Annotated in this window: 17 protein-coding genes; 11 read left to right on the top strand and 6 right to left on the bottom strand. The window is 76.4% G+C overall.

The genetic code is table 11. The features are described 5' to 3' along the window. Positions 1–3 precede the first annotated feature (3 nt). Positions 4–402, bottom strand: coding sequence for a helix-turn-helix domain-containing protein (locus tag JOE68_RS16830; protein ID WP_204843287.1), 399 nt, complete (start codon positions 400–402; stop codon positions 4–6). A gap of 122 nt (positions 403–524) precedes the next feature. On the opposite strand from JOE68_RS16830, the gene JOE68_RS31855 reads away from it, so the two are divergent. Continuing rightward, positions 525–1,646 (top strand): methyltransferase domain-containing protein, encoded by a 1,122-nt coding sequence (locus JOE68_RS31855; protein WP_204843286.1) that lies wholly within the window; start codon positions 525–527, stop codon positions 1,644–1,646. 326 nt (positions 1,647–1,972) lie between these two features. Here JOE68_RS31855 and JOE68_RS16820 read toward each other — a convergent pair whose 3' ends face one another. After that, entirely contained in the window at positions 1,973–2,419 is a 447-nt protein-coding gene (locus tag JOE68_RS16820; RefSeq protein ID WP_204843285.1) for a TFIIB-type zinc ribbon-containing protein, read from the bottom strand. 85 nt (positions 2,420–2,504) lie between these two features. On the opposite strand from JOE68_RS16820, the gene JOE68_RS16815 reads away from it, so the two are divergent. Further along, complete coding sequence (locus JOE68_RS16815; protein ID WP_307819714.1) at positions 2,505–4,400, top strand: NACHT domain-containing protein; 1,896 nt, start codon at positions 2,505–2,507, stop codon at positions 4,398–4,400. Here JOE68_RS16815 and JOE68_RS16810 read toward each other — a convergent pair. Continuing rightward, positions 4,389–5,561 (bottom strand): pyridoxal phosphate-dependent aminotransferase, encoded by a 1,173-nt coding sequence (locus tag JOE68_RS16810; RefSeq protein ID WP_204843283.1) that lies wholly within the window; start codon positions 5,559–5,561, stop codon positions 4,389–4,391. The genes JOE68_RS16815 and JOE68_RS16810 overlap by 12 nt on opposite strands. An 80-nt stretch (positions 5,562–5,641) precedes the next feature. Here JOE68_RS16810 and JOE68_RS16805 point away from each other — a divergent pair, with 80 nt between their 5' ends. Continuing rightward, complete coding sequence (locus JOE68_RS16805; RefSeq protein ID WP_204846141.1) at positions 5,642–6,847, top strand: DUF445 domain-containing protein; 1,206 nt, start codon at positions 5,642–5,644, stop codon at positions 6,845–6,847. A 55-nt stretch (positions 6,848–6,902) separates the two neighbouring features. Here the strand turns inward: JOE68_RS16805 and JOE68_RS16800 are convergent, their stop codons facing one another. Then, positions 6,903–7,439 (bottom strand): CGNR zinc finger domain-containing protein, encoded by a 537-nt coding sequence (locus JOE68_RS16800; RefSeq protein ID WP_307819713.1) that lies wholly within the window; start codon positions 7,437–7,439, stop codon positions 6,903–6,905. A gap of 141 nt (positions 7,440–7,580) precedes the next feature. Between JOE68_RS16800 and JOE68_RS16795 the strand changes: the two genes are divergently transcribed. The 7 genes from JOE68_RS16795 (at position 7,581) to JOE68_RS16765 (ending at position 17,966) form a co-directional block, all read left to right on the top strand. Continuing rightward, positions 7,581–8,114 carry a PadR family transcriptional regulator gene (locus JOE68_RS16795; protein WP_204843282.1) on the top strand — a complete coding sequence of 178 codons (534 nt, stop codon included), beginning with the start codon at positions 7,581–7,583 and terminating at the stop codon, positions 8,112–8,114. Then, on the top strand, positions 8,111–8,788 hold the full coding sequence (locus tag JOE68_RS16790) for an ABC transporter ATP-binding protein (RefSeq protein ID WP_204843281.1): 678 nt from the start codon (positions 8,111–8,113) through the stop codon (positions 8,786–8,788). The genes JOE68_RS16795 and JOE68_RS16790 overlap by 4 nt, the downstream gene beginning before the upstream one ends. A gap of 637 nt (positions 8,789–9,425) precedes the next feature. Beyond that, complete coding sequence (locus JOE68_RS16785) at positions 9,426–11,717, top strand: ABC transporter permease (RefSeq protein ID WP_204843280.1); 2,292 nt, start codon at positions 9,426–9,428, stop codon at positions 11,715–11,717. Between the two features lie 824 nt (positions 11,718–12,541). Further along, positions 12,542–14,749 (top strand): FtsX-like permease family protein, encoded by a 2,208-nt coding sequence (locus JOE68_RS16780; protein ID WP_204843279.1) that lies wholly within the window; start codon positions 12,542–12,544, stop codon positions 14,747–14,749. A gap of 96 nt (positions 14,750–14,845) precedes the next feature. Next, positions 14,846–15,391 (top strand): RNA polymerase sigma factor, encoded by a 546-nt coding sequence (locus JOE68_RS16775; RefSeq protein ID WP_204843278.1) that lies wholly within the window; start codon positions 14,846–14,848, stop codon positions 15,389–15,391. Further along, positions 15,388–15,810 (top strand): hypothetical protein, encoded by a 423-nt coding sequence (locus JOE68_RS16770; RefSeq protein WP_204843277.1) that lies wholly within the window; start codon positions 15,388–15,390, stop codon positions 15,808–15,810. Before JOE68_RS16775 ends, JOE68_RS16770 begins: the two co-directional genes overlap by 4 nt. Next, positions 15,807–17,966, top strand: a complete 2,160-nt coding sequence (locus JOE68_RS16765) for a CHAT domain-containing protein (RefSeq protein ID WP_204843276.1) — start codon at positions 15,807–15,809, stop codon at positions 17,964–17,966. The genes JOE68_RS16770 and JOE68_RS16765 overlap by 4 nt, the downstream gene beginning before the upstream one ends. Before the next feature lie 17 nt (positions 17,967–17,983). On the opposite strand, the gene JOE68_RS16760 is transcribed toward JOE68_RS16765, so the two are convergent. Next, positions 17,984–19,087 carry a S8 family peptidase gene (locus JOE68_RS16760; protein WP_204843275.1) on the bottom strand — a complete coding sequence of 368 codons (1,104 nt, stop codon included), beginning with the start codon at positions 19,085–19,087 and terminating at the stop codon, positions 17,984–17,986. Between the two features lie 238 nt (positions 19,088–19,325). Between JOE68_RS16760 and JOE68_RS16755 the strand changes: the two genes are divergently transcribed. Continuing rightward, positions 19,326–20,399, top strand: coding sequence for a hypothetical protein (locus JOE68_RS16755; RefSeq protein WP_204843274.1), 1,074 nt, complete (start codon positions 19,326–19,328; stop codon positions 20,397–20,399). A 422-nt stretch (positions 20,400–20,821) separates the two neighbouring features. On the opposite strand, the gene yczR is transcribed toward JOE68_RS16755, so the two are convergent. Further along, the gene (gene yczR, locus JOE68_RS16750) at positions 20,822–22,282 is read right to left on the bottom strand and encodes a MocR-like transcription factor YczR (protein WP_204843273.1); all 1,461 of its coding nucleotides are present in this window, start codon (positions 22,280–22,282) and stop codon (positions 20,822–20,824) included. Positions 22,283–22,319 lie beyond the last annotated feature (37 nt).

Below are 22,319 nucleotides of genomic sequence, written 5' to 3'. Positions count from 1 at the left end.
GGATCACTCCTCGGGCTCGGGTTGGTCGGCGGTGTTGCGGTCGGCGGTGTTCTCCCGCCGGAACGACTCGTAGACGTCGAGCAGCACCTGCTTCTGCCGCTCGGTCAGGTCGGGCGCGGCGACGATGGCGTCGGCCAGCGCGCCGCCCTCGCGCTGCTCCAGGATCCCGGCCTCGACGTACAGCGCCTCCGCCGAGATCCGCAGCCCCCTGGCGATCTGCTGGAGGATCTCCGCGCTGGGCTTGCGCAGGCCCCGCTCGATCTGGCTCAGGTAGGGGTTGGAGACCCCGGCGAGCCTGGCCAGCTGGCGCAGCGAGATCTTCGCGGTGTTGCGCTGCTGGCGGATGTAGTCGCCGATGCCGCGGCCGAGGTCGGCCACCGCTTCGTCGAGGGACTTGTCCACCGGCGGGGCACCTCCTCGGTCACCGGTCCGGGCACCTCCGACGGTACGCGCGGGTGCTAGCTCCTGCAAGCGCTGTGCTAGCAACCCGGACGTGGGCCCGCCCACAGCGCTACGGTGGGGGTGTGGACCCCGCCACCGACCTGCGCGCGCAGCTGGCCGACTCGCTGCGGGCCTCGGGCGTGCTCGCCGACCCGCGGTGGGTGGAGGCGTTTCGCCAGGTCCCGCGCCACGTCTTCGTACCGGGCTGCTTCGTGCAGCAGGAGGACGGCCGGTGGGCGGCGATCACGTCCGACCACCCCGACCACCTGTCGACCGTCTACCGCAACCAGGTGTGCGTGACCCAGCTGAACGGGTCCGACGACGCCTGGCAGCAAGCACTCACCACCGGTCCGGTGCACGGGGTGCCCACCAGCTCGTCGAGCATGCCGACGATCATGGCGATCATGCTGGAGGCGCTCGACGCGCGCCCCGGCTCGACGGTGCTGGAGGTCGGCACGGGCACCGGGTACAACGCGGCCCTGCTCAGCCACGTGCTCGGCGAGCGGGCGGTGACGTCGGTCGACGTCGACCCGGGCGTCCACGCGCGCGCCGTGCGGCTGCTGCGCTCGGCCGGGTACGCGCCGCACTGCGTGGCGGGCGACGGCGAGCGGGGCCACCCGCCGCGGGCGCCGTACTCGCGGATCCTCGGGACGTGCGCGGTGTCGCGCGTCCCGGAGCCGTGGCTGCGCCAGGTCGAGCCGGACGGGCTGGTCGTCACCACGTTCAACCGGGTCATCGGGGCCGGGCTGGTCCGGCTGGTGGTCCGCGACGGCGTCGCCCGCGGCCGGGTGCTGCGGGAGGACGGCCGCTTCATGCCGCTGCGGGCGCACCGGCAGGCGTGGGCCGACGCGGCGCTGGACGCCGCGGCGGACGCCACGTCCGCGAGCAGCCGCACGACGCTGCTGCCGGCGCGGGCGGTCGTGGACTCGTCGTCGCCGTTCGAGTTCTTCGCGGGGCTGGTGCTGGAGGGGGCGGCCCTGGCCTTCGACCCCGTGCGCCTGGTCCACCCGGACGGGTCCTGGGTGCGGCACCTCGGCGCGGTGGTCGAGCAGGGCGGGCCCCGGGAGCTGTGGACGGCGGTGGAGCGGGGCCACCGGGAGTGGCGCGCGCTGGGCAGGCCGCGGCGGCAGCACTTCACGTTCACCGCTTCGGCGGACGGGCAGCACTTCGGCCTGGCCGGCACCGAGCTGACCTGGCCGCTCTGACCCGGCCGCTCCGACCCGGCGCTCCGACCCGGCGCTCCGGGCAGCCCGACCCAGCCGCTCCTCCGAGCGCCCGCCCCACCGCCCCGAGCGGCGGCGCGATCCGACGGGGCGTGGAGCCGGGCCGCCGGGACCGACCGGGACGCGACACCGGGCCGGCCGGGCCTGGCACCGGACCGGCCGGGGCCTGGCGCCGAGCCGACCGGGGCCTGGCGCCGGGCTGGTGGAGCGTGGCGCCGGACCGGCCGGGGCGAATTGTCGTACCCGGCTGGTTGAGTACGTGCCGGGGGCGTTCAACCCGGAGGGACGCCCGCGTCCGCGCGCCTCGGCTAGTCGAACAGCTCCTCCAGGAAGCTGCGCCTGCGCGGCCGGCCGTAGTAGCCCTGGTCGTAGTGCCCCGGCGGGTAGGCGGCCGGGTGCGGGGCGCCCGGCGGGTAGGCCGCCGGGTGAGCGGCCGGCGGGTACGCGGCCGGGGGCGGCGTCGTGCCGGGCGGGGGCTGGTAGGGCGGCGGCGAGCCCGCCGGCTGGTCGGCCGAAGGCGGCGGGGAACCGGCCGACTGGTCCGCGTAGGGGGGCGGCGGGCCCGCCGGCTGGTCGGCGTACGGCGGCGCGGTGGCGTAGTGCTCGCGCTCGGCCGCGACGATCTGGTCCAGTTCGCCGCCGTCCAGGAAGACGCCCTTGCAGTTGTCGCACTGCTCGATGTGGACGGCTCCGCGCGTGATGGTGCGCATGAGGTCCTGGCACTTGGGGCAGATCACGTACTCGAGAGTACGCACGACACGAAGGTGACCGCGTCACCACTTGGCGTGATCGGTGGGACATTATGCCCTCGTGTCCCGTTTTCGTCAGCGTGCCGTGCTCGTGGGGTGTGTCCTGGCCGCCCTGCTCGCGGTGGCCGGGTTGTTCGTCACCGACTACGGCATCCCGCCCGACCTGTGGCTGTCCGGGCTCGCGGTCGGCTTCCTGGCGTTCCTCGCCGCGTTCGACCCCTGGTTGCAGCGGCGGCGGGCGGCCGGGCTCGCCACCGACGACAGCCTCGACGCCGCCACCCGCGCGCTGGCCGTCGCCCTGCACGGCCAGTGGGCGGAGGAGTGCCGGGCGCGGGGCCTCGGCGAGGACATGCTCGACCTGCACTGGAGTTCCTCCAGCGGTCGCCCGGGGCGCAGCGACGCCGTGGTGGGCGCGTTCGAGCGGCACCCCCGCATGGTGTTCCTCGGGGAGGCGGGCGCGGGGAAGAGCACCATCGCCATGCTGCTCACCATCGGCCTGCTGGACCGCTACGAAGGCGGGCCGGTGCCGTTCCCCGTCTCGCTGTCCACCTGGGACCCCCACGCCGAGGACGTCCGCACGTGGCTGACCCGCCGCCTCTACGAGGAGCACCCGGCGCTGCGCAACACCGAGCTGTACGGCAGCTACGCCGGCGACCTGCTGGTGGAGCAGCGGCGCGTGTTCCCCGTGCTGGACGGGCTCGACCGGATCCCCCGCGAGCACCGCGCCGAGGCGCTCGGGCGGATCAACCGGGCGTTCCCGGCGTCGGTGCCGCTGGTGCTCACCTGCCGGGCGGACGAGTTCGACGAGGCGGGCGTCGAGGTCGTCGCCGCCGACGTCGTGCGGCTGCACCCGCTGGACCACGAGGAGATCGCCGGCTACCTGCGCGCGCACGCCGACCCGGTGGCGGCGGCCCGCTGGGAGCCGATCTTCCTGCACCTGCGCGCCGAACCGGACGGGCGGCTGGCCGACGCCCTGTCCACGCCGCTGGCGGTGGGGCTGGCCGGGGTCGTCTACGCGTACGGCGAGCCCAGCGAGCTGCTGGACCGCACCCGGTTCCCGGACCGGCGGTCGGTCGAGGACCACCTGGTCGACTCGCTGGTGGCCGGCGCGTTCGGCGACCGCGGGGCCGCCCACCAGGCGCGGGCCAGCCAGGTGTGGCCGCGGGAGAAGGCCGCCCGCTGGCTGGCGTTCCTGGCCCGGGAGATGCGCGCCCGCGGGATCACCGACCTGGCCTGGTGGGAGCTGCGGCGCTCGGTCGGCGAGCGGTGGCTGGCGGTGCTGGGCGCGGTGGTGCTCGGGTCCGTCGGCGGGTTCGGGGTGGGGTGGCTGATGGCCTACGCGAGCACGCCCCGGTTCGCCCCCGTCACGGGGCTGGTCGCCGGGGTCGCCGTGGCGGTGGCCGCCCTGCACGCCTCGCGGGAGCGCGAGCCCAAGCCCCGGTTGGGGGTGTGGCGCAGCGTGGTGGTCGTCAGCGGTGTGCTGGGCACGGCCGTCGGGCTGGTCTTCGGCGCGCTGTACGGGCTCTCCGCCGGGCTGGTGGTCGGCCTCGGGCTGGCCGTGGCCGTGGCGCTGCGGTTCGCGCTGGGCAGCGACGCCGAGCTGAGCCACCCGTCCGGTCCTCAGTGGACGATGGCGCGGGACCGGGTCGCGGTGTGGACCGGGTCGCTGGTGCTGGCCGTGGTGTTCGGCGCGGCGGGCGGGCTGGTGTTCGGGCCGAACCAGACCGGCATGGTCGGGCTGGGGCTGGCCTGCGGGCTGATGCTCGGGTTCGCGCTGTCGGTGCTGCACCTGCGGTGGTGGTGGTTCACCGTCGCGCGGGTCTGGCTGGCGCTGCGGGGCAGGCTGCCGTGGGAGCTGATGGTGTTCCTGGACGACGCGCGCAAGCTCGGCGTGCTGCGCCAGGCGGGCGCCTGCCACCAGTTCCGGCACGCGCTGGTGCAGGAGCGGCTCGCGGGCGCCCGGCCGGCGGTGCGGTCAGGCGCCTAGCCGGTGCAGCCGGCGGATCGCCTCGTCCAGGACCTCGTCCCGCTTGCAGAACGCGAACCGCACGAGGTGCCGCCACCGGTCGGGGTGGTCGGTGAACACCTGGACCGGCACGCCCGCCACGCCGATCCGCCCGGGCAGCTCGCGGCACAGCTGCTCGCCGTCGTCGAAGCCCAGCGGGCGGACGTCGGCGGTGATGAAGTACGTGCCCTCGCTGGGCCGCACCGCGAACCCGGCCCGGGTCAGACCCTCGGCCAGCCGGGAGCGCTTGTCCTGCAACGACGCCCGCAGCCGCTCGACCCACGGCAGCTCGGCGCGCAGCGCGTGCGCCACGGCGGGCTGGAACGGCGCGCCGCCCACGAAGGTGAGGAACTGCTTGGCGGCCCGGACCGCGCCGACCAGGTCGGCGGGCCCGCACACCCAGCCGATCTTCCAGCCGGTGCAGTTGAACGTCTTGCCCGCGCTGGAGATGGTGACCGTGCGCTCGGCCATGCCCGGCAGCGCCGCCAGCGGCAGGTGCTCGGAGCCGTCGAACACCAGGTGCTCGTAGACCTCGTCGGTGATCGCGACCAGGTCGTGCTCGACGCACAGCCGGGCGATCTCGCCCAGCTCCGCGCGGGTGAGCACCGTGCCGGTCGGGTTGTGCGGCGAGTTGACCAGCACGGCCCTGGTGCGCGGGCCGATCGCGGCGCGCAGCGCCCCGGCGTCCAGCCCCAGCCGGCCGGTGCCGGGCTCCTCGACCAGGCCGACGGTGCGCCGGGTCGCGCCCGCCAGCGCGACCGACGCCGCGTACGAGTCGTAGTACGGCTCGATCAGCACGACCTCGTCGCCGGGCTCGACCAGCGCCAGCAGGGTGGCCGCGACGGCTTCGGTGGCGCCCACCGTGACGAGGATCTCGGTGTCCGGGTCGTAGCGCGTCCCGTACCGCGCCCGGTGCTCGGCGACGGCCTCGCGCAGCACCGGCATCCCGGGGCCGGGCGGGTACTGGTTGAGGCCGCCGTCGATGGATTCCTTGGCCACGGCGAGCATCCCGGCCGGCCCGTCGGTGTCCGGGAAGCCCTGACCGAGGTTCACCGCCCCGGTGCGCGTCGCCAACGCGGTCATCTCCGCGAAGATCGTCGAGGCGAACGGCCGCATCCTGGGGACAAGCGCTGGTACCCGCACGACTCCGAATCTTCACGGACAATGGTCCCGTGGAGCAACTGACGGCGGCCGACCAGCTCAAGCGCCGGGGCCTGCGCAGGATGAAGGTCGTCGCCACCGGGCTGTTCCTGGCCGCGACGGCGGTCTTCCTGGTGGCGCTGGCGTTCGAGGAGGGCGGCCCGGCGTGGGTCGGGTACGTGCGGGCGGCGGCGGAGGCGGGCATGGTGGGCGCGCTGGCCGACTGGTTCGCCGTGACCGCGCTGTTCCGCCGGCCGCTGGGGCTGCCCATCCCGCACACGGCGATCATCCCGACCCGCAAGGACACCTTCGGTGACGCGCTGGGGTCGTTCGTCGGCGCCAACTTCCTGTCCGAGGACGTGGTGCGCGACAAGCTGCGGCGGGTCGGCATCGCGCAGCGGGTCGGCGCGTGGGTCGTCCAGCCGGACAACGCCGAGCGGGTGACGTCCGAGCTGGCGAACGTGGTCAAGGGCGCGATCACCGTGCTGCGGGACGACGACGTGCAGGCGATCGTGGAGCAGGCGGTGGTGCGGCGGCTGACCGACCAGCCGTGGGGCCCGCCGCTGGGCAGGCTGCTGGGGCAGGTGCTCACCGACGGGGCGCACCACAAGCTGGTGGACCTGATGTGCGACCGCGCCTACGACTGGGTGCGGGACAACCACGACCGGATCGCCGGGCTGGTCAGCGAGCGGTCGCCGGTGTGGTCGCCGAAGTTCATGGACTCGCTGCTCGGCGACAAGGTCTACAACGAGCTGCTGAACTTCGCGTGGGCGGTGAAGACCGAGGCCGACCACCCGATGCGCCAGGCGGTCGACCACTTCCTGATCTCGTTCGCGGGCGACCTCCAGCACGACCCGGTGACCATGGGGCGCGCCGAGGCGGTCAAGCAGCAGGTGGTCGAGCACCCGGACGTGCAGCGCCTGATCGGGTCGGCGTGGGGCACGGCCAAGGGGATGCTGCTGGCCGCCGCCGAGGACCCGTCCTCCGAGCTGCGCAAGCGCATCCGCGAGGGGCTGGTCTCGTTCGGGCGGCGGCTGGTGTCCGACGAGTCCATGCGCGCCAAGGTCGACGGGTGGCTCGAAGGCGCGGCGGGGCACGTCGTGGGCAACTACCGCGACGAGATCACCACGCTGATCACCGACACCGTCGAGCGCTGGGACGCCGAGGAGACCGCGCGCAAGATCGAGCTGCAGGTCGGCCGCGACCTGCAGTTCATCCGGATCAACGGCACGGTGGTGGGCGCCCTGGCGGGCCTGGCGATCTACGCGGTCGGCCAGTGGGTGGTGTGAGCCGCCCCCGGGAACGCCCCTCGTGAACGCTTCCCGGGCACGCCCCGAGCACGCCTCAGGACACGCTGAGCGCGCGCCGCTCCCGGAAGTTGCGCGCCTTCTCCCGGTTGCCGCACACCTGCATCGAGCACCACGTGCGCGAGCGGTTGCGCGAGCGGTCGAAGAACGCCCACAGGCAGCCGTCCGCCTGGCAGATCTTGAACCGCTCCCACGACCCGAGCACCGCCAGCCGGGCCGCCGCGCCCAGCACCGCGCCCAGGGCGTCCTCGCTGGACATCAGGGGCACCCCGTGGCTGAGGTCGACGCGGATCAGCCCCGCCGCCGGGGTGGGGTCGGGCCCGTCGTGCCCCTCGCCCAGCGAGGCCCGCAGCGAGGTGCGCACGGCGCGGACCTCGGCCAGGTCGCCGACGCCGCCTAGGCCGCGCTCGGTGACCCACGCCCGCCAGGCGGCGGCGCTGTCCAGGACGTCCGTGCCGAGTTCGAGGTCTCGGGTGTTGAGGAAAGCGAGCAGCAGCTCCACATCGTGTTCCGCATCGCCGGCTCGACCCTGCGCGAGAGCCGCGTGGTCCCAGCCGGCCGCCAGACCAGTCACACCACCACTGTAGGCGTCGGAGAGTCGCGATGTGGCGAAGTAACCGTCAAGCCCTTTTCAAGGGTTAGCCCTACTCCCCGTTCAGCGGACCCCCGATCAGGGTATTCATCCGGTGTATACACCCTGTGTATAGTCGCACCCATGTCGATCGGACACACCCTGCTGGGCCTGCTGGAGAAGGGGCCCCGGCACGGATACGACCTGAAGAGGGCCTACGACGAGCGCTTCGGCCAGGACCGGCCGCTGCACTACGGGCAGGTCTACACGACGCTGTCGCGCCTGCTGCGCAACGGCCTCGTCGAGGAGGCCGGGGTCGAGGCCGGTGACGGTCCGGAGCGGAAGCGGTACGCGATCACGGACGCGGGTGTGACCGACGTCGAGACCTGGCTGGGCACGCCGGAGAAGCCCGAGCCCTACCTGCAGAACACGCTGTACGCGAAGGTCGTGCTGGCGCTGCTGTCCGGTCGCAGCGCCGACGAGGTGCTCGACGTGCAGCGGTCCGCCCACCTGCGCACCATGCGCGAGCTGACCAGGCGCAAGGCCGCCGGCGACCTGGCCGACCAGCTGATCTGCGACCACGCGCTGTTCCACCTGGAGGCGGACCTGCGCTGGCTGGAGCTGACCGCCGCGCGCCTGGGGCAGCTGTCGGCCCGGCTGGCGGAGGTGGCCCGGTGAGCGCCCTGCTGGAGGCCGTGGACCTGCACAAGGCGTTCGGCCCGACCCCGGCGCTGGCCGGCGCGGGCCTGGGCGTGCGCGCCGGCGAGGTCGTGGCGGTGATGGGCCCGTCCGGCTCGGGCAAGTCCACGCTGCTGCACTGCCTGGCCGGCATCCTGACGCCGGACTCGGGCACCGTGCGGTACCGGGACGTCGAGCTGAGCGCGATGCCCGACGGCGAGCGCAGCGAGCTGCGGCGCACCGACTTCGGGTTCGTGTTCCAGTTCGGCCAGCTGGTGCCGGAGCTGAGCTGCCTGGAGAACGTGGCCCTGCCGCTGCGGCTGGGCGGCATGAAGCGCCGCGAGGCCGAGGCGCGGGCCGCCGGCTGGCTGGAGCGGCTGGAGGTCTCCGACGTCCGCGACAAGCGCCCCGGCGAGACCTCCGGCGGCCAGGGCCAGCGGGTCGCGGTGGCGCGCGCCCTGGTGACGGGCCCGCGGGTGGTGTTCGCCGACGAGCCGACCGGCGCGCTCGACTCCCTGAACGGCGAACGCGTGATGCAGCTGCTCACCACCGCCGCGAGGGAGACCAACGCCGCGGTGGTCCTCGTGACGCACGAGGCGCGCGTCGCGGCCTACTCCGATCGCGAGGTGGTGGTCCGCGACGGCCGCTCGCGGGAAGTCGAGCCGGTCCGATGACTCCTCGCACCACCCCGCCGGGCGCGCTGCGGGCCGCCCGCTCCGGCTCCGCCCACGGGCCGGCCGAACGCCACGAGGCCCGGCCGCGTGTCGGCGGTCGGCACGTGCGCCGGCCGCGTGTCGGCGGTTCACGTGTCGGCGGTTCGCCGCGCCGGGTCCGGTGCCGGGTCCACCACGACCTCGGCTCACCGCGCTCGACCGCGCTCCCGTGCCCGGTCGTGGCTGCCCGCCACGCCTCGCTCCGCGACCTCGCCCCGACCGCGCACCGGATCCGGGCAGGAGGCCCCGTGCCACCCGGAAGCCACGTGCTCCCGCGGAGCCACGCGCCGCTCGGGGGTCACGTGCTGTCCGGAACTCACGTGCCACTCGGGGGACACACGCTGTCCGGGAGCCGCGTGCCACTCGGGGGACACACGCTGTCCGGGAGCCGCGTGCCGCTCAGGGGACACGCGCCGACCGGGAGCCACGCGCTGCACGGAGGCCACGTGCTGCACGGGGGTCCTGTGCTGCCCGAGAGCCGCGGATCGTCTGCGGGCGGCGTGCCGACCCGGCGCCGCGCCGCGGTCCTCGGTCGCGCCCGAGCCGAGCGCCGGGTCCTGGCGCGCCGGCCCGGCGCGCGCGGAGCGGAGGGCGGCCGATGAAGCGCGTGCTGTCCGACCTGCTCCTGGGCGTCCGGCTGGCGCTGGGCGGCGGTCGCACGTCGTGGGTCCGGCTCACGCTGACCGGCGTGGGCATCGGCATCGGGGTCGCGGTGCTGCTCGTGGCGTCCTCGCTGCCGACCGTGATCTCCTCCCGAGCCGAGCGCACCGCCGCCGCGCAGGCGGTCACCGCGGACCCGGAGACGAGCGGCGACGTGCTCTACGCCAACTCGTGGACCTCGGAGTTCCGCGGCCGGCCGATCGCCGGCCGGTTCGTCCACGCGAGCGGGCCGGGCTCGCCGGTGCCGCCGGGCCTGTCGGGGGTGCCCGGCGCCGGCGAGATCGTCCTCTCCCCCGCGCTCGCGGACCTGCTCGACTCCCCGGAGGGGGAGCTGCTGCGCGCGCGCTTCCCCCAGCAGCGGGTGGGCGTGATCAGCCAGGCGGGCCTGACCTCCCCGCACGACCTGACCTTCGTCGCCGGTGACCCGTCGGTCGAGCGCAGCCGCACGACGGCCGTGGTCTCCTACGGCGGGACCGCGCCCGGGCGCGTCCTCGACCAGGTGCTGACCCTGCTGATCCTGGTCGGGGTGGTCGCGCTGCTGTTCCCCGTCCTGGTGTTCGTGGGCATCACGACGCGGCTGGCGGGCGCGGAGCGCGACCGGCGGCTGGCGGCGTTGCGGCTGGTCGGCGCGGGCGCGCAGCGGGTGCGGCTGATCGCGGCGGGCGAGGCGCTGCTCGGCGCGGTGACGGGGCTGGCCGTCGGCGCGGCGCTGTTCCTGGCGGCCCGGGCGTTCGTGGAGGAAGTCCGGCTGGCGGGCCTGAGCGTGTTCGTCGACGACCTGACCCCGGCGCCGCTGTTGGCGGCGCTGATCGCCGTGCTGGTGCCCGTGCTGGCGGTGGTGACGTCGGTGGTCGCCATGCGCCGCACGGTGGTCGAGCCGCTGGGCGTGGTGCGCCGGTCCAAGCCGGTGCGCCGGGTGCTGTGGTGGCGGGCGGTGCCGATCTTCATCGGCGCGCCGGCGCTGGTGTCGCAGTCGGGCGCGCTGGGCGGCAGCAGGGACGACGCGTCGACGCCGGCCATCATCGGCGGCATCCTGATGGTGCTGCTGGGCATCCCGCTGCTGCTGCCGTGGGTCGTGGAGCGCGCGGTCGGCAGGCTGCGCGGCGGCGCGCCGTCGTGGCAGCTGGCCATCCGCCGGCTGCAGCTGGAGAGCGGCACGGCGGCCCGCGTGGTCGGCGGCGTGGCGGTCGTCCTGGCCGGCGGCATCGCCCTGCAGTCGGTGATGGCCAGCGCGGAGTCCAAGCTCGTGGACCGCCCCAGCCAGTCCGACCCGGGCCGGGTGATGGTGCACCTGTCCAGGTCCACCGCCGAGGTCGCCGACCGGGCCGCCGCGATGCTGGAGCGCTCGCCGGGCGTCCAGGGGGTCCACCCCGTGTCGTACGTCCAGTTCATGCGCGACGAGCAGAACGTCCACGGCGCGACCGTGGCCGGCTGCGAGGTCCTGCGCCTGCAGACCGGCCTGTCCGACTGCCGGGACGGCGACGCGTTCTTCGTCCGCGACTCGGACCGGATCACGCCTGCGGACGAGGAGATCCGACCCGGGACGCGGGTCGTGTTCTACGAGCAGGAGGGCGAGGAGCAGCTCCTCGGCGCGCAGTGGGTGGTCCCGGAGTTCACCGAGGTCACCGCTCCGGCGCACACCCAGCACGGCCTCGTCCTCACGCCGGGGGCGCTCAAGGGCGTCGACGTGCCGCTGCACCGGTCGAACCTCCTGGTCCAGGTCGACACCGGCCGGCCGGACGTCGGCGAGCACGTGCGCAACGCCATCGCGCCCCTGACCTGGCGCACGTTCTCGTACAACTACGGCGAGGCGGACGTGAGCCAGAGCGTCAAGGAGTTCCGGAGCATCCGCCAAGCCCTCCTCGCGGGCTCCCTGATCACCCTGCTGCTCGCGGGGAGCAGCCTGCTGGTCCTGGCGCTGGAGCAGGTGCGGGAGCGCCGGCGCCCGCTGGCGGTGCTGGCCGCGAGCGGGGTGCCGAGGGCGACGCTGGGCCGTTCGCTGCTCTGGCAGAACGCCGTGCCGCTGCTGCTGTCCCTGGCGGTGGCCGTGTCCGTCGGCTCCGGATTGGCCGTGCTGCTGCTGCGCATCGTCGAGCAGCCCATCGTGCTGGACTGGTCGGGCATCACCGTGCTCAGCACGGCGGCAACCGCCCTGGTCGCGGTGGTGACCCTGCTGACCCTGCCGTCGCTGCACCGGGCGACCGGGGCCTTGGGGCTGCGCTCGGAATGACCGTGCCGCTCGCGTGCGCCGCCGCCCGCCGGGGCGGCGGCGCGCCGCGCCCGCCCGGCCACGACCGCCCCGGTCCGCGGCCGGCGCACCGGAGAGCGCTTGCCACCGGCAGCCGCACGAGCCCGACAACACCCGCCGAGAGCAGGCCGCAGCTCCCCGCGGGCCCGACAACACCCGCCGAGAGCAAGCCGCACCGCAACCGCACAGACCCGACAACACCCACCCAAAGCAGGCCGCCGCAACCGACGAACCGGACAACACCCACCGGCAGCGAGCCACACCACAACCGGCGGGGCGGGCGGCGCGTGCCGGGAGTGGGCGCGGGGCCGGGTAGCGCGTACCGGGGGTGGGCGTGCGGTGCGCCGCACGGGCCGGGCAGCGCGTGCCGAGGGCAGGCGCACCGGGAGCGGGCGAACCGGGAGCGGGTGGGCCGGGGGCGGGCAAGCCGGGAGCGGGTGGGCCGAGGGCGGGCGAACCGGGAGCGGGCGAGCCGGGAGCGGGTCGGCCAGGGGCGGGCGAACCGGGAGCGGGTGGCCAGGGGCGGGCGAACCGGGAGCGGGCGAGCCAGGGGCGGGCGTGCCGGGAGCGGGTCGGCCGAGGGCGGGTGGGCGGCGCGGCGCACGGGCCGGTCGTCCGGGCGGCCGGGGGTTTGCCGAACCGATCGCCGGCGAATTGGTCCGCGGGGACCACGAAACGGCCCCCTGCGGCGTCTTTAGGGGTGTGCTCCGCGATCGCTCCCCCAACCGAAGCTCCCTCCACCCCGCCCCCACCGGGGCGGCGCGGAGGGTGATGGCCGTGGTCCGTCCCGTCCGGGGCGGGCTCCGGTGAACCGCAGGTGGGTCGCCGACCTGGTCCTCGGGGTCCGACTGGCTGTCGGGGGCAGCCGGACCTCGTGGGCCAGGTTGGCGCTGACGGCCGCCGGCGTCGGCCTCGGCGTGGTGGTGCTGCTGCTCGCCGCGTCGGTCGGCCCGGCGCGGGAGGCCAAGTCCGAGCGCGTCCGGGCCGCCGCGCTGCACCCGGCCGAGGAGGGCGGGCCGCTTCGCGCGCGCGAGGTGGCCGTGTCCTGGCAGGGCCGCCGCATCCTCGGCGTGGAGCTGGCGGCCACCGGGGCGGACCGGCCCGCGCCGCCCGGTGTCGGCCGGCTGCCCGAGCGGGGCGAGGTGGTGGTCTCGCCGGAGCTGCTGCACCTGATCGAGACCGACGACTCGGTGCGCGCGCGGTTCCCCGAGCGCGTCATCGGGGTCATCGCCGACGCCGGGCTGCCCAGGCCCAAGTCCCTGCTGTTCTACGCGGGGCTGTCCGACCGCAACGCCGGCGGCGCCGTCCCGGTCGCCGGCTTCGGCGCCGACGAGCCCCGGTCGACGCTGCTGCCCGCCTACCGGCTGCTGGTGGTGGCCGCGATCGGCGCGCTGCTGGTGCCCCTCGGGATCTTCGTGCTGGTCGCCACCCGGCTCGGCGCGACCGGCCGGGGCCGGCGGCTGGCCGCGATCCGCCTCGTCGGCGCGAGCCGCGCCCAGGTCCGGTGGATCGCCGGCGGCGAGACGCTGACCGGCGCGGTGCTGGGGCTGTTCGTCGGGGTGGCGCTGTTCTTCGCCGCCCGCCCGCTGGCGCGGTTCATCGAGGTCGAGGGGGTCGGGTTCTTCCCCACCGACCTGCTGCCCGACCCGCTGCTGGGCGCGGTGATCGCGGTGGGCGTGCCGGTGGTCGCGGTGGTGTCCGCGCTGCTCGCGCTGCGCACCGACGACGCGGGGCCGCTGGGGCGGGCGACCGCGGGCCCCGCGCCGGTGCGCCGCCGGGCGTGGTGGCGGTTCGCGCTGGTCGGCGCGGGCGCGGTGGTCCTCGTGGCGACCTCGGTGGCGGGCAGTTCCTGGCGGGTGATGGTGGACTCGGCCACGGCCCTCGCGGTCGGCGCGGGCATCGGGCTGGTGCTCGCCGGGACCGGCGCGGTGCTGCCGTGGCTGGTGGGGCTGGTCGCCGACCGCCTGCACCCGGAGGGGGTCGCGCCGATGCTCGCGGTGCGCGGGCTGCGGTCCGACTCGGGGGTGCCGCGCGTGCTGTCCGGGGTGGTCGTGGTGCTGGCCGGCTCGCTGGCGCTGCAGGTGGTGCTGGGCGTGGCCGCGCGGGTCACCGCCGAGTCCGCGCTCGACGCCCGGTCCGAGGCCGACCGCTGGGTGCTCGACGTCTCCGAGCACACCCCGGTCCGGTCCCTGGAGGAGGCGATCGCGCTGGTCGGCGGCGTGCGGCGGGTCAGCGAGGTGCGGGCGCACCGCACGGGCGGCGCGGCGCCTGCGCTGGTGGTCAGCACCGACTGCGCGGAACTGGCCGAGCGCCTGCGGGTCACGGACTGCGCGCCCGGCTCGGCCTACCGGACGGCCGGCGGCACCCGCGTGCCGCCGGCCGGCACGAGCCTCGTCGTCGGCGGGCGCCCGTGGACGGCGCCCGAGCCCCGGACCGTGCCGGGCAGCGCGCCCGGCCTGTTCGTCGCGAGCGGGACCGACCCGGTGCTCGACGCCGTCCCGCCGGCCGAGCTGGTCGTGGTCGGCGCCCCGGACCCGGCGTTCGGCGACAGCCTGCTGGCCGCGACCGGGCGCGTCGACCGGGGCGTGGCGCTGCGGTCGACGTTCCAGGCGGGGCAGGTGGAGCTGTTCACGTCCCTGCGCAGCGGCGTGATCGGCGGTTCGGTGCTGCTCACCCTGCTGGCCGTGGTCGGCCTCGCCGCCGCGGCCGTCGACCAGGTGTGGGAGCGCCGCCGGCAGACGGCCGTGCTCACCGCGAACGGCGTCCCGCGCAACGTCCTCACGTCGGCTGCGCTGTGGCAGTCGGCGATCCCCACGGCGCTGGGCATCGCGCTCGCCGTCCCGGTCGGCCTCGGCACGGCGTGGCTGGTGGTGCCGGCCGAGCGCTTCCGCGTGGCCTGGACCGAGCTGGCCACCACCGTGGCGACGGCCGCCGTCGTCGTGCTGGTCCTGGCCCTGTGCACGCTGCCCGCGCTGCGCCAGGCGCTCCGCCCGGGAGGGCTGCGCACCGAGTAGCCGCCAGTGGACGCGCGGACCGGCGGCGGCGTTCCCCACGCCACACCATCGGGCGGCGCCGGGAGCCGGGAAGACCGAGCGACCCTCACATCGGGCATGCACGATCAAGGCAACGCAGAGCTGCTGGCGCGGGCGCACCGGGGTGACCGGGGCGCGTGGCAGGAGATCGTCCACCGGTACTCCCGGCTGGTGTGGACGGTCGCCCGGTCGCACCGGCTGAGCCCCGACGACGCGGCGGACGTCCACCAGGCGACGTGGCTGGTCCTGGCCGAGAACCTGACCCGGATCCGCCGCCCCGAGCGGCTGGCCGCGTGGCTGACCACGACGACCCGCCGCGAGGCGCTGGCCGTGCTGCGCGTGCGCGGCCGGGAGGAGCCGCTCGACCTGTGGGAGCCGGAGGCCGAGGACCCCACCCCCGAGGACCGCGCCCTCGCCGGCGACACCCGGTCCCGCCTGTGGCGCGCCTACACCACCCTCACCGAGCGGTGCCGCCGGATCCTGCACCTGGTCGCGTTCGCGCCCGAGCTGTCGTTCGCGCAGGTGGCCGAGGCGGTGGGCATCCCGCCGAACAGCCTGGGCCCCACCCGCGGCCGGTGCCTGGAAGTCCTGCGCCGCCGCCTGGTCACGGGGAGCGCCGGATGACCGACGAAGACCTCCTGCGCTCGCTGGCCGACCTGGTCGACCGCCTGGACCCGCCGCCGGCCGACCTCGCCGCGCGCGCCCGGGCCGCGCTGGCCGAGCGGTCCGGGGCCGAGCTGTCGCGCCTGCTCACCGACTCCGCCCACACCGCCGAACCCGGGCTGCGCGGCGCGGGCCACGTCCGCGTGCTGCGCTTCGCCGACCTCGACCTGCGCCTGGAGCTCACCGCGACGGGCCTGCGCGTCACCGGCCTGGCCCGCACCGGCACGCACGCCGTCACCCGCTGGCCGGGCGGCGCCAGGACGACCGGCATCGACCCGGCCGGCTGGTTCCACGTGGACGGCGTCCCGCCGGGACCGGTCCGGTTCGTGCTGCGCCGGCCGGGCCGCCCCGACCTCGCGACCCGCTGGTTCGTCGCATGACGCCCACCACCGCGCCGCACCGCACGCCGGCCCGCGGCCGGGACGCCCACGAGCGCGCCCTCGCGCTGGTCGAGCTGGGCCGCCTGGCCGAGGCGCGGCGCCTCGCGGAGCGCGCCCTGGCCAGGACGGGCGACCCGAGGTTCCGGCTCACCCTGGCGTGGATCGCGCTCGACCGGGGCGACGCCGAGGCGTGCGCGCGGCACCTGGACGCGACGGCGTTCACCGGCCCGGACCGGGTCCGCGCCCGGTGCCTGCGCGGCCTCGCGCTGTGCCAGCAGGCCGACCCGCGGCTGGCGATCAGCAGCCTGTCCCGGACGATCCGGGCCCTGCGCCGCCGGGACGACCGCCGCTGGCTCGCCAACGCGCTGACCGGCCGCGGGATCGCCCGCGCCTACGCCCTGCGCCTGCCCGGGGCCGACGCGGACTTCGCCGCCGCGCACACCGCCCTGACCTCCCTGGGCGAGCCGGACCGCGCGGCGATGTGCCTGCACAACAGGGGTTTCGTCGCCATGCTCGCGGGCGACCTCCCGACCGCCCTGCGTCACTACGAGCACGCGGCCCGGCAGGGCCTGCGCACCACCCGCCGCCCGGAGGCGCTGGTCGACCGGGCGGAAGCCCTGCTCGGCGCGGGCCTGGTGCGGGAGGCCCGCGCCGTGCTGGACCCGGCGGTGGCGCTGCTCGACCGGTGCGACCGGGGCTCCCGGCTGCCCGAGGCGCTGCTCCTGGCCGCCCGCTGCGCCTTGCGGGACGGCGACCCCGCCGCGGCCCGCGGGTTGGCCGAGCGCGCCGGGGCGCTGTTCCGCCGGCAGCGCCGGCTGCGCTGGGTCCCGGCCGCGCGGGCGGTGGCGGTGCGGGCGGGCGCGCCGGGTTCGCCGACCGCGATCGCCGCCGCGTGCGAGCGCCAGGGCCACCACGACGACGCGGCCGAGCTGCGCCTGGTGGCCGCGCCGCACACCGCCCGCCGCGATCGCGGGACCACGCGGTCGCGGGCGATCGGCTGGCTGGCCCGCGCCAGGGCGGCCACCAGCCGGCGGGCGGCGGTGGCCGCCTGCTCGGCGGGGCTGCGCCTGCACGAGCCGACCACGTGGCCCGGCACCGAACTGGTCGACATCGCCCTGGGCCACGCCCTGCGCCGCGGTGACGCCGCCGCCGCCCTGCGGTGGGGCGAGCGGCGGCGCGCCGACCCGCCGGCGCCGACCCGGGAGACGGCCGCGGCGCTGACCGAGCTGCGCCTGGCCCGCGCCCGCGACGACCACCGGCGGGTCGTGTCCCTGGAGCGGGAGATCCGCCGCCTGTCGTTGGCCGCCGGCACCTCGCGCCGACCGGCGTTCGCGTTGCCCGACCTGCTGGAAGCGTTGGCGGACAAGGCGATGCTCAGCTTCACCAACCACGGCGGGCGGCTGGCGGCGGTGTGCGCGGCGGCGGGCGGGGTGCGGCTGCACGACCTCGGCGACGCCGCCGCCCTCGCCCGGCAGGCCGAGCGGCTGGAGCTGGCCGACGACCCGGGCGCGCTCGCCGCGCTGGACCGGCTCACCGCCCCGGCCGGCGACCGCCCGCTGGTGGTCGTGCCCAGCGCCGAGCTGGAACGCGTGCCGTGGGCGGCGCTGCCGTCCTGCCGCGGTCGCGAGGTCTCCGTCGCGCCGTCGGCGGGGTGCTGGCTGTCGGCCGCCCGCAGGCCGCTGTCGGTGGATCGGCGGGTGTGGTTCGCCGGGCCGTCGCTGCGCTGTGCGGAGCAGGAAGTGCAAGCGCTGCAACGGATCCACGGCGGTCAGCGGCTCTCGACGGTGGCGGAGGCCCTGCACGCCATGGAAACCGCGGACGTCGTCCACATCGCCGCGCACGGCGTCCGGCGGACCGACCTGCCCCTGTTCTCCCACCTGGTGCTGGACGACGGCCCGCTGCACGGCTACGACTTCGACCGCGTCGGGAACGCGCCGTCGGTCGTCGTGCTGTCGGCGTGCGACTCCGGGCTCGCGCCGGCCCTGCTGCGCCGAGGGGTGCGGGCGGTGGTCGCCGGCGTGCGGGCGGTGCCGGACGACCGGGTGGTCGGGCTCATGGCGGACCTGCACGCGGACCTGGGCGCACCCGCGCGGGCACTGGCCGCGGCGCAGCTGGAGCACGGCGACCTCTCGTTCGTGTGCTTCGGCGCGGGGTGACGCCGGCCCGGCGGCCGTCAGGTCGGCTGCAGCGCGGCCGGCGGCCCGTCGGGGTGCCGGGTGATCTGCCGGACCGCCTCCGCCGGCGGCACGCCGAGGTGCAGCAGGCGGGCGATGTCGGCGGCGACGCGCGGCGCGGCGAAGGACGTGCCGCTCCACCGGGCGTAGCCGTACTCGCGCGTCTCGGTGCCCGGCGCGGCGTCCGCCGAGGGCGTCAGGCGCACGTGGCTGCTGGTCACGTCCACGGCGGGCGCGAGCGCGTCGACCCACGGCCCGTGGTTGGAGAACGGCGCGTCGGCGCCGACCGCCACCACCCCGGGCAGCGCCGCCGGCCACACCGGGCGCGACGTCGCGCCGTTGCCGGCGGCGGCCACGACCACCGCCCCGGACCGCTCGACCTCGTGCCGCAGCACGGGCGGGCAGGTGTCGTCGGCCGTGTGGCAGCCCGACGTGAGCACGACGACGTCGGCCGCCCCGCGCACCGACCGCAGGCCGCGCGCGACGGTGGCGTCGTCGGTCAGCCCGAGCGACGACAGCACCCGCCGGTGCCGGACCTGCACGCCCGGCGCGTGCTGCAGCAGCACGCCGGCCACGAACGTGCCGTGCCCGGCCTGCCGGTCCTGGCCGGGCCGCCCGTCGGCGTCGAGCACCTCGGGCGAGTGCTCCGACGCCGCGAACCACGGCCGCCCGGCGAACCACGGGTGCGGGTCCAGACCGGTGTCGAGCACCGCGGCGGTGACCGACCACGTCTCGTCGGCGGGCGCGGGCGGCGGCGGGGCCGAGCGCGGCAGGGGGCGGGCGGTGCCGATCATGATGGGGCTGCCGACGTGGACGTGGTGCGGCGCGACGGCCAGGCCGCAGTCCGCGGCGATCCGCACGGGCTGCTCGCCGGGCCGCAGGTGGATGCGAGCGAATTTCGTCTCCGGCGCCTCCTCCACCCGGTCCACCCAACGGCGCAACCGGTCCACCGCCGCCGTTACGCCGTCCGACCGAATCAGGAGTTCACCCGAACGTATCAGGCACTCCTGCGGTCCGCCGGGGTCGTGCACGGTCAGGCCGGGGTGCTCCGCCCGCCAGCGGTCGGCGAGTTCGGCCAGTGAGATGACGTCGACGCTGTCCATGGTGGACACAGTGCCCGGTGTCCACACCGGACGCTTGTTGTGGTCACCCGATGCGCTGAACACGACGGACGGTGTTCACGGACGGGCGCGACGCCCCGGACAGCCGCACGACACCGCCCTTCCGAGTGGGTTCCGCGCCGAAACGTTCGCAAATGCGGTGCCCAGTGCTAGACATAGCGAAACGCAGACCTCGAACGGTCCGTCCCGTTCGCCGCAACCGGAACGGTGGTGATCTCCAGTGGCAGGCTCCGACGCGGTGCGCCGCAGCGGATCGCTGCTGCTCCGGGCGCTGGCCGCGGGCGGTCTGGCGGCGGTCGCGTGGCTGTGCTGCGGCGGTTCGGCCTCGGCCCAACCGCAAGACCACTCGGACGAGGGGCCAAAAACGCTCGACCCGGTGAACGTCGTGCTGCACCAGCAGCACACGGCGACCGGCCTGCCGAGCGCCGCGCTGCCCGACTCCGCGCTCACCGGCCCCGCGCTCACCGGCCCCGCGTTCACCGGCTCCGCGCTGCCCGAGGCCGTGCCCACCGGCTCCGCGTTCACCGGCTCCGCGCTGCCTGAGGCCATGCCCACCGGCTCCGCGCTGCCCGACCACGCGATCGCGCTCCCCGCGGCCCTCTCCCAGGCGGTCCGCCTGCCGGCCGTGACCGCGCTGCCCGCGGCGGTCCCGCTGCCGGTCGACGTGCTGGTCCCGGCGGAGGTGCTGACCTCGGCGGAGGCGCCCGTCGTGCCCCCCGTCGGGATGGTGGCCGCGACGTCCACCGGCGAGCACATGGCCGACCTGGTGGAAGAGGAGTTCCACCACTCCGGCGGCGCGGGGCGCACCGGCTACAGCCACTCCGCCGCGGTGGCGAACAAGGCGCCGGTCGAGCCGCGCGAGGCGGGGGCCGCGGCCGAGCCCGCCGCCCCCCGGGCGGCGCCGGCCACCGGGCAGCCGGCCCCGGAACCCGCGACCCCACCGGTCGCGGCGCCCGCCGCCGAGCCCGCGCCGGTGGCCGACGACCTGCCGGTCCCCCCGGCTCCCGAGCCGGCCGAGGCGCCCGCGGAAGCGCTCCTCGCGACCGGTCCGACCTGGGAGAAGCCCGGCCCGACGGCCCCCGCGCCGACCCCGGGCCAGGCCCCCGCGCCCGCCGCGCCGACCACGGCGTCCTCGGGTGCGCAGGACAGCTCGAACGGCCACCGAGGTGGCGTTCCCGGGTGCACGGCGAGCCAGCACCACCTGACGCCCCCGACCGCCCGGTCGGTCGAGCGGCGGGACGACTGGCGTTCCCCCGGCAGCACCCCGGGCCTGCCGAGCACGTCACCCGACTGAACAGGACGGCACCCGTCTGCCCACCGCAGGCGCGCCGACCCCTGACCCGGTCGAGTTCCTGAATTCTCCTCACCACCGCGGGAACGCGTTTCCCGGACCCTTGTATCCCCACCCTCCCCGCTCTCGACCCACCGCACCCGCCCCGCGCGAAGCTCCCCGTTCCTACCGACCGCGCCCCGGTAGGAACGGGCATGATCCCGTCGCCACACTGCCCCTGTGCCGACGGGGTCGCACGGGAACCTGCGGCGGGGGACGCCATCCCTGGAACGTCCCCGCCGCAGGTCCACGACCACCGTCGGACTCCGGCTCATCGAGGGGCTGCGCCGGAGCCCGACGGTGACACCACCCCCCGCCCGGACGACCCCCACCCAGGTGGTCCCGGAGCCGCCGGGATGCGGAGCGTCGCGATCAGGGCGGAGGGGTCAGGCGACGGGCAGCGTGGTGTCGGCTTGGTCGGCCAGGCCGGCGCCGGTGACGGACGCGGCCACCAGGCCCAGGCGGCGGACCGCGTCGCGGAGCACGTCGGGCGGCAGGACGTAGGGCAGGCGCAGCCAGCGCTCGAAGCCGCCGTGGGCGCCGAAGCGGGAACCCGGGGCCAGGCGGATGCCGTGGTTCTGCGCCACGACGGCCACCCGCGTGCTGATCGGCGCGTCCAGCTCGCACCACACGCTCAGCCCGCCCGACGGCCGGCGGAACCGCCACCGCGGGCAGTGCTCGCGCAGGTCGGCCATCAGCACGTCGCGCTGGGCCGCCAGCTGCGCGCGCCGCCCGGCCAGGCTGCGGTCCGGGTCGGTCATCAGCTCGGCCAGCACCATCTGCTCGACCACCGCCGACCCGAGGTCCAGCGCCGTCCGCGTGGAGACCAGGCGGTGCACCACCTCGGCCGACGCCCGGATCCAGCCGATGCGCAGCCCGCCCCAGTACGCCTTGCTCGCCGACCCCAGCGTCACGACCAGGTCCTCCGCGTAGGACGCCACCGGCGGCGGGCCGTCCAGCGGGTCGCCGTCGAGGTCCAGCTCCACCACCGTCTCGTCGACGACCAGCGGGGTGCGGGCGCGGCGGGCGGTGTCGACCAGCTCCGCCCGGCCCTCGGCGTCCAGCCGGTGGCCGGTGGGGTTGTGGAAGTCCGGCACCAGGTAGGCCAGGCGCGGCGCGGCCTGGCGGAAGGCCGCCGCGATCCCCGGCAGGTCCCAGCCGGTCGGGGTCATGGCCACCGGCACCGGGATCGCGGACACCGCCTTGATCGCGTCCAGCGCGTTGGGGTAGCTCGGCTGCTCCACCAGCACCCGGTCACCGGGCCCGGTGAGCAGGCGCAGCGCGAGGGCCAGCGCGTGCTGCGCGCCGCTGGTGACGACGATCTGGTCCGGCGACGTCGGCAGGCCGCGCGCCTCGTACCGCTGCGCGATGCGCCGGCGCAGCTCGGGCAGGCCCTGCTCGTAGTAGCCGTGGCTGCCCAGGTGCTCGGTCAGGCGCAGCCGGACGGCGTCGAACGCCGCCGCCGTGCCGGGGACCGCGGGCGGCGCGGCGCGGGCGAAGTCGACCATGCTCGGGCCCACCAGCGGGGTGTCGGGGACGATGCCCAGCGCCCCGGTCGGCAGGCTGATCCAGGACCCCGCGCCCCGCCGGCTGGCCACCAGGCCCTCGGACCGCAGCTGGTCGAGGGCCGCGGTGATCATGGTGCGGCTGACGGGCAGCGCGTCGGCCAGCTCGCGCTCGGCGGGCAGGCGGGTGCCGGCGGGCAGGCGGCCGTCGAGGACGAGCAGCCGGATGGCCGCCGCGAGGTCGGCCGAGCCCTGCCGGGCGCCGCGCCGCCGCCACTCGCCGAGCTGGCGGGCCAGCCGGAACCCCGATATGCGACCACCTGGTGGGACGTCCTGGTTCACCAGTCCAATTATTCAGCATTGGATCTGGAGGACAAAG

Origin of the sequence: Saccharothrix algeriensis (assembly GCF_016907655.1) — a bacterium.
In the GTDB taxonomy this organism is placed as follows: Bacteria; Actinomycetota; Actinomycetes; order Mycobacteriales; family Pseudonocardiaceae; genus Actinosynnema; species Actinosynnema algeriense.
This window is presented reverse-complemented; position numbering and strand designations above follow the sequence as displayed.

Coding starts and splice junctions, on each gene's coding strand:
- JOE68_RS16805 (WP_204846141.1), top strand. CDS start 5,642: ATGAAGGTCGTCGCCACCGGGCTGTTCCTGGCCGCGACGGCGGTCTTC.
- JOE68_RS16795 (WP_204843282.1), top strand. CDS start 7,581: ATGTCGATCGGACACACCCTGCTGGGCCTGCTGGAGAAGGGGCCCCGG.
- JOE68_RS16785 (WP_204843280.1), top strand. CDS start 9,426: ATGAAGCGCGTGCTGTCCGACCTGCTCCTGGGCGTCCGGCTGGCGCTG.
- JOE68_RS16775 (WP_204843278.1), top strand. CDS start 14,846: ATGCACGATCAAGGCAACGCAGAGCTGCTGGCGCGGGCGCACCGGGGT.
- JOE68_RS16770 (WP_204843277.1), top strand. CDS start 15,388: ATGACCGACGAAGACCTCCTGCGCTCGCTGGCCGACCTGGTCGACCGC.
- JOE68_RS16765 (WP_204843276.1), top strand. CDS start 15,807: ATGACGCCCACCACCGCGCCGCACCGCACGCCGGCCCGCGGCCGGGAC.
- JOE68_RS16760 (WP_204843275.1), bottom strand. CDS start 19,087: ATGGACAGCGTCGACGTCATCTCACTGGCCGAACTCGCCGACCGCTGG.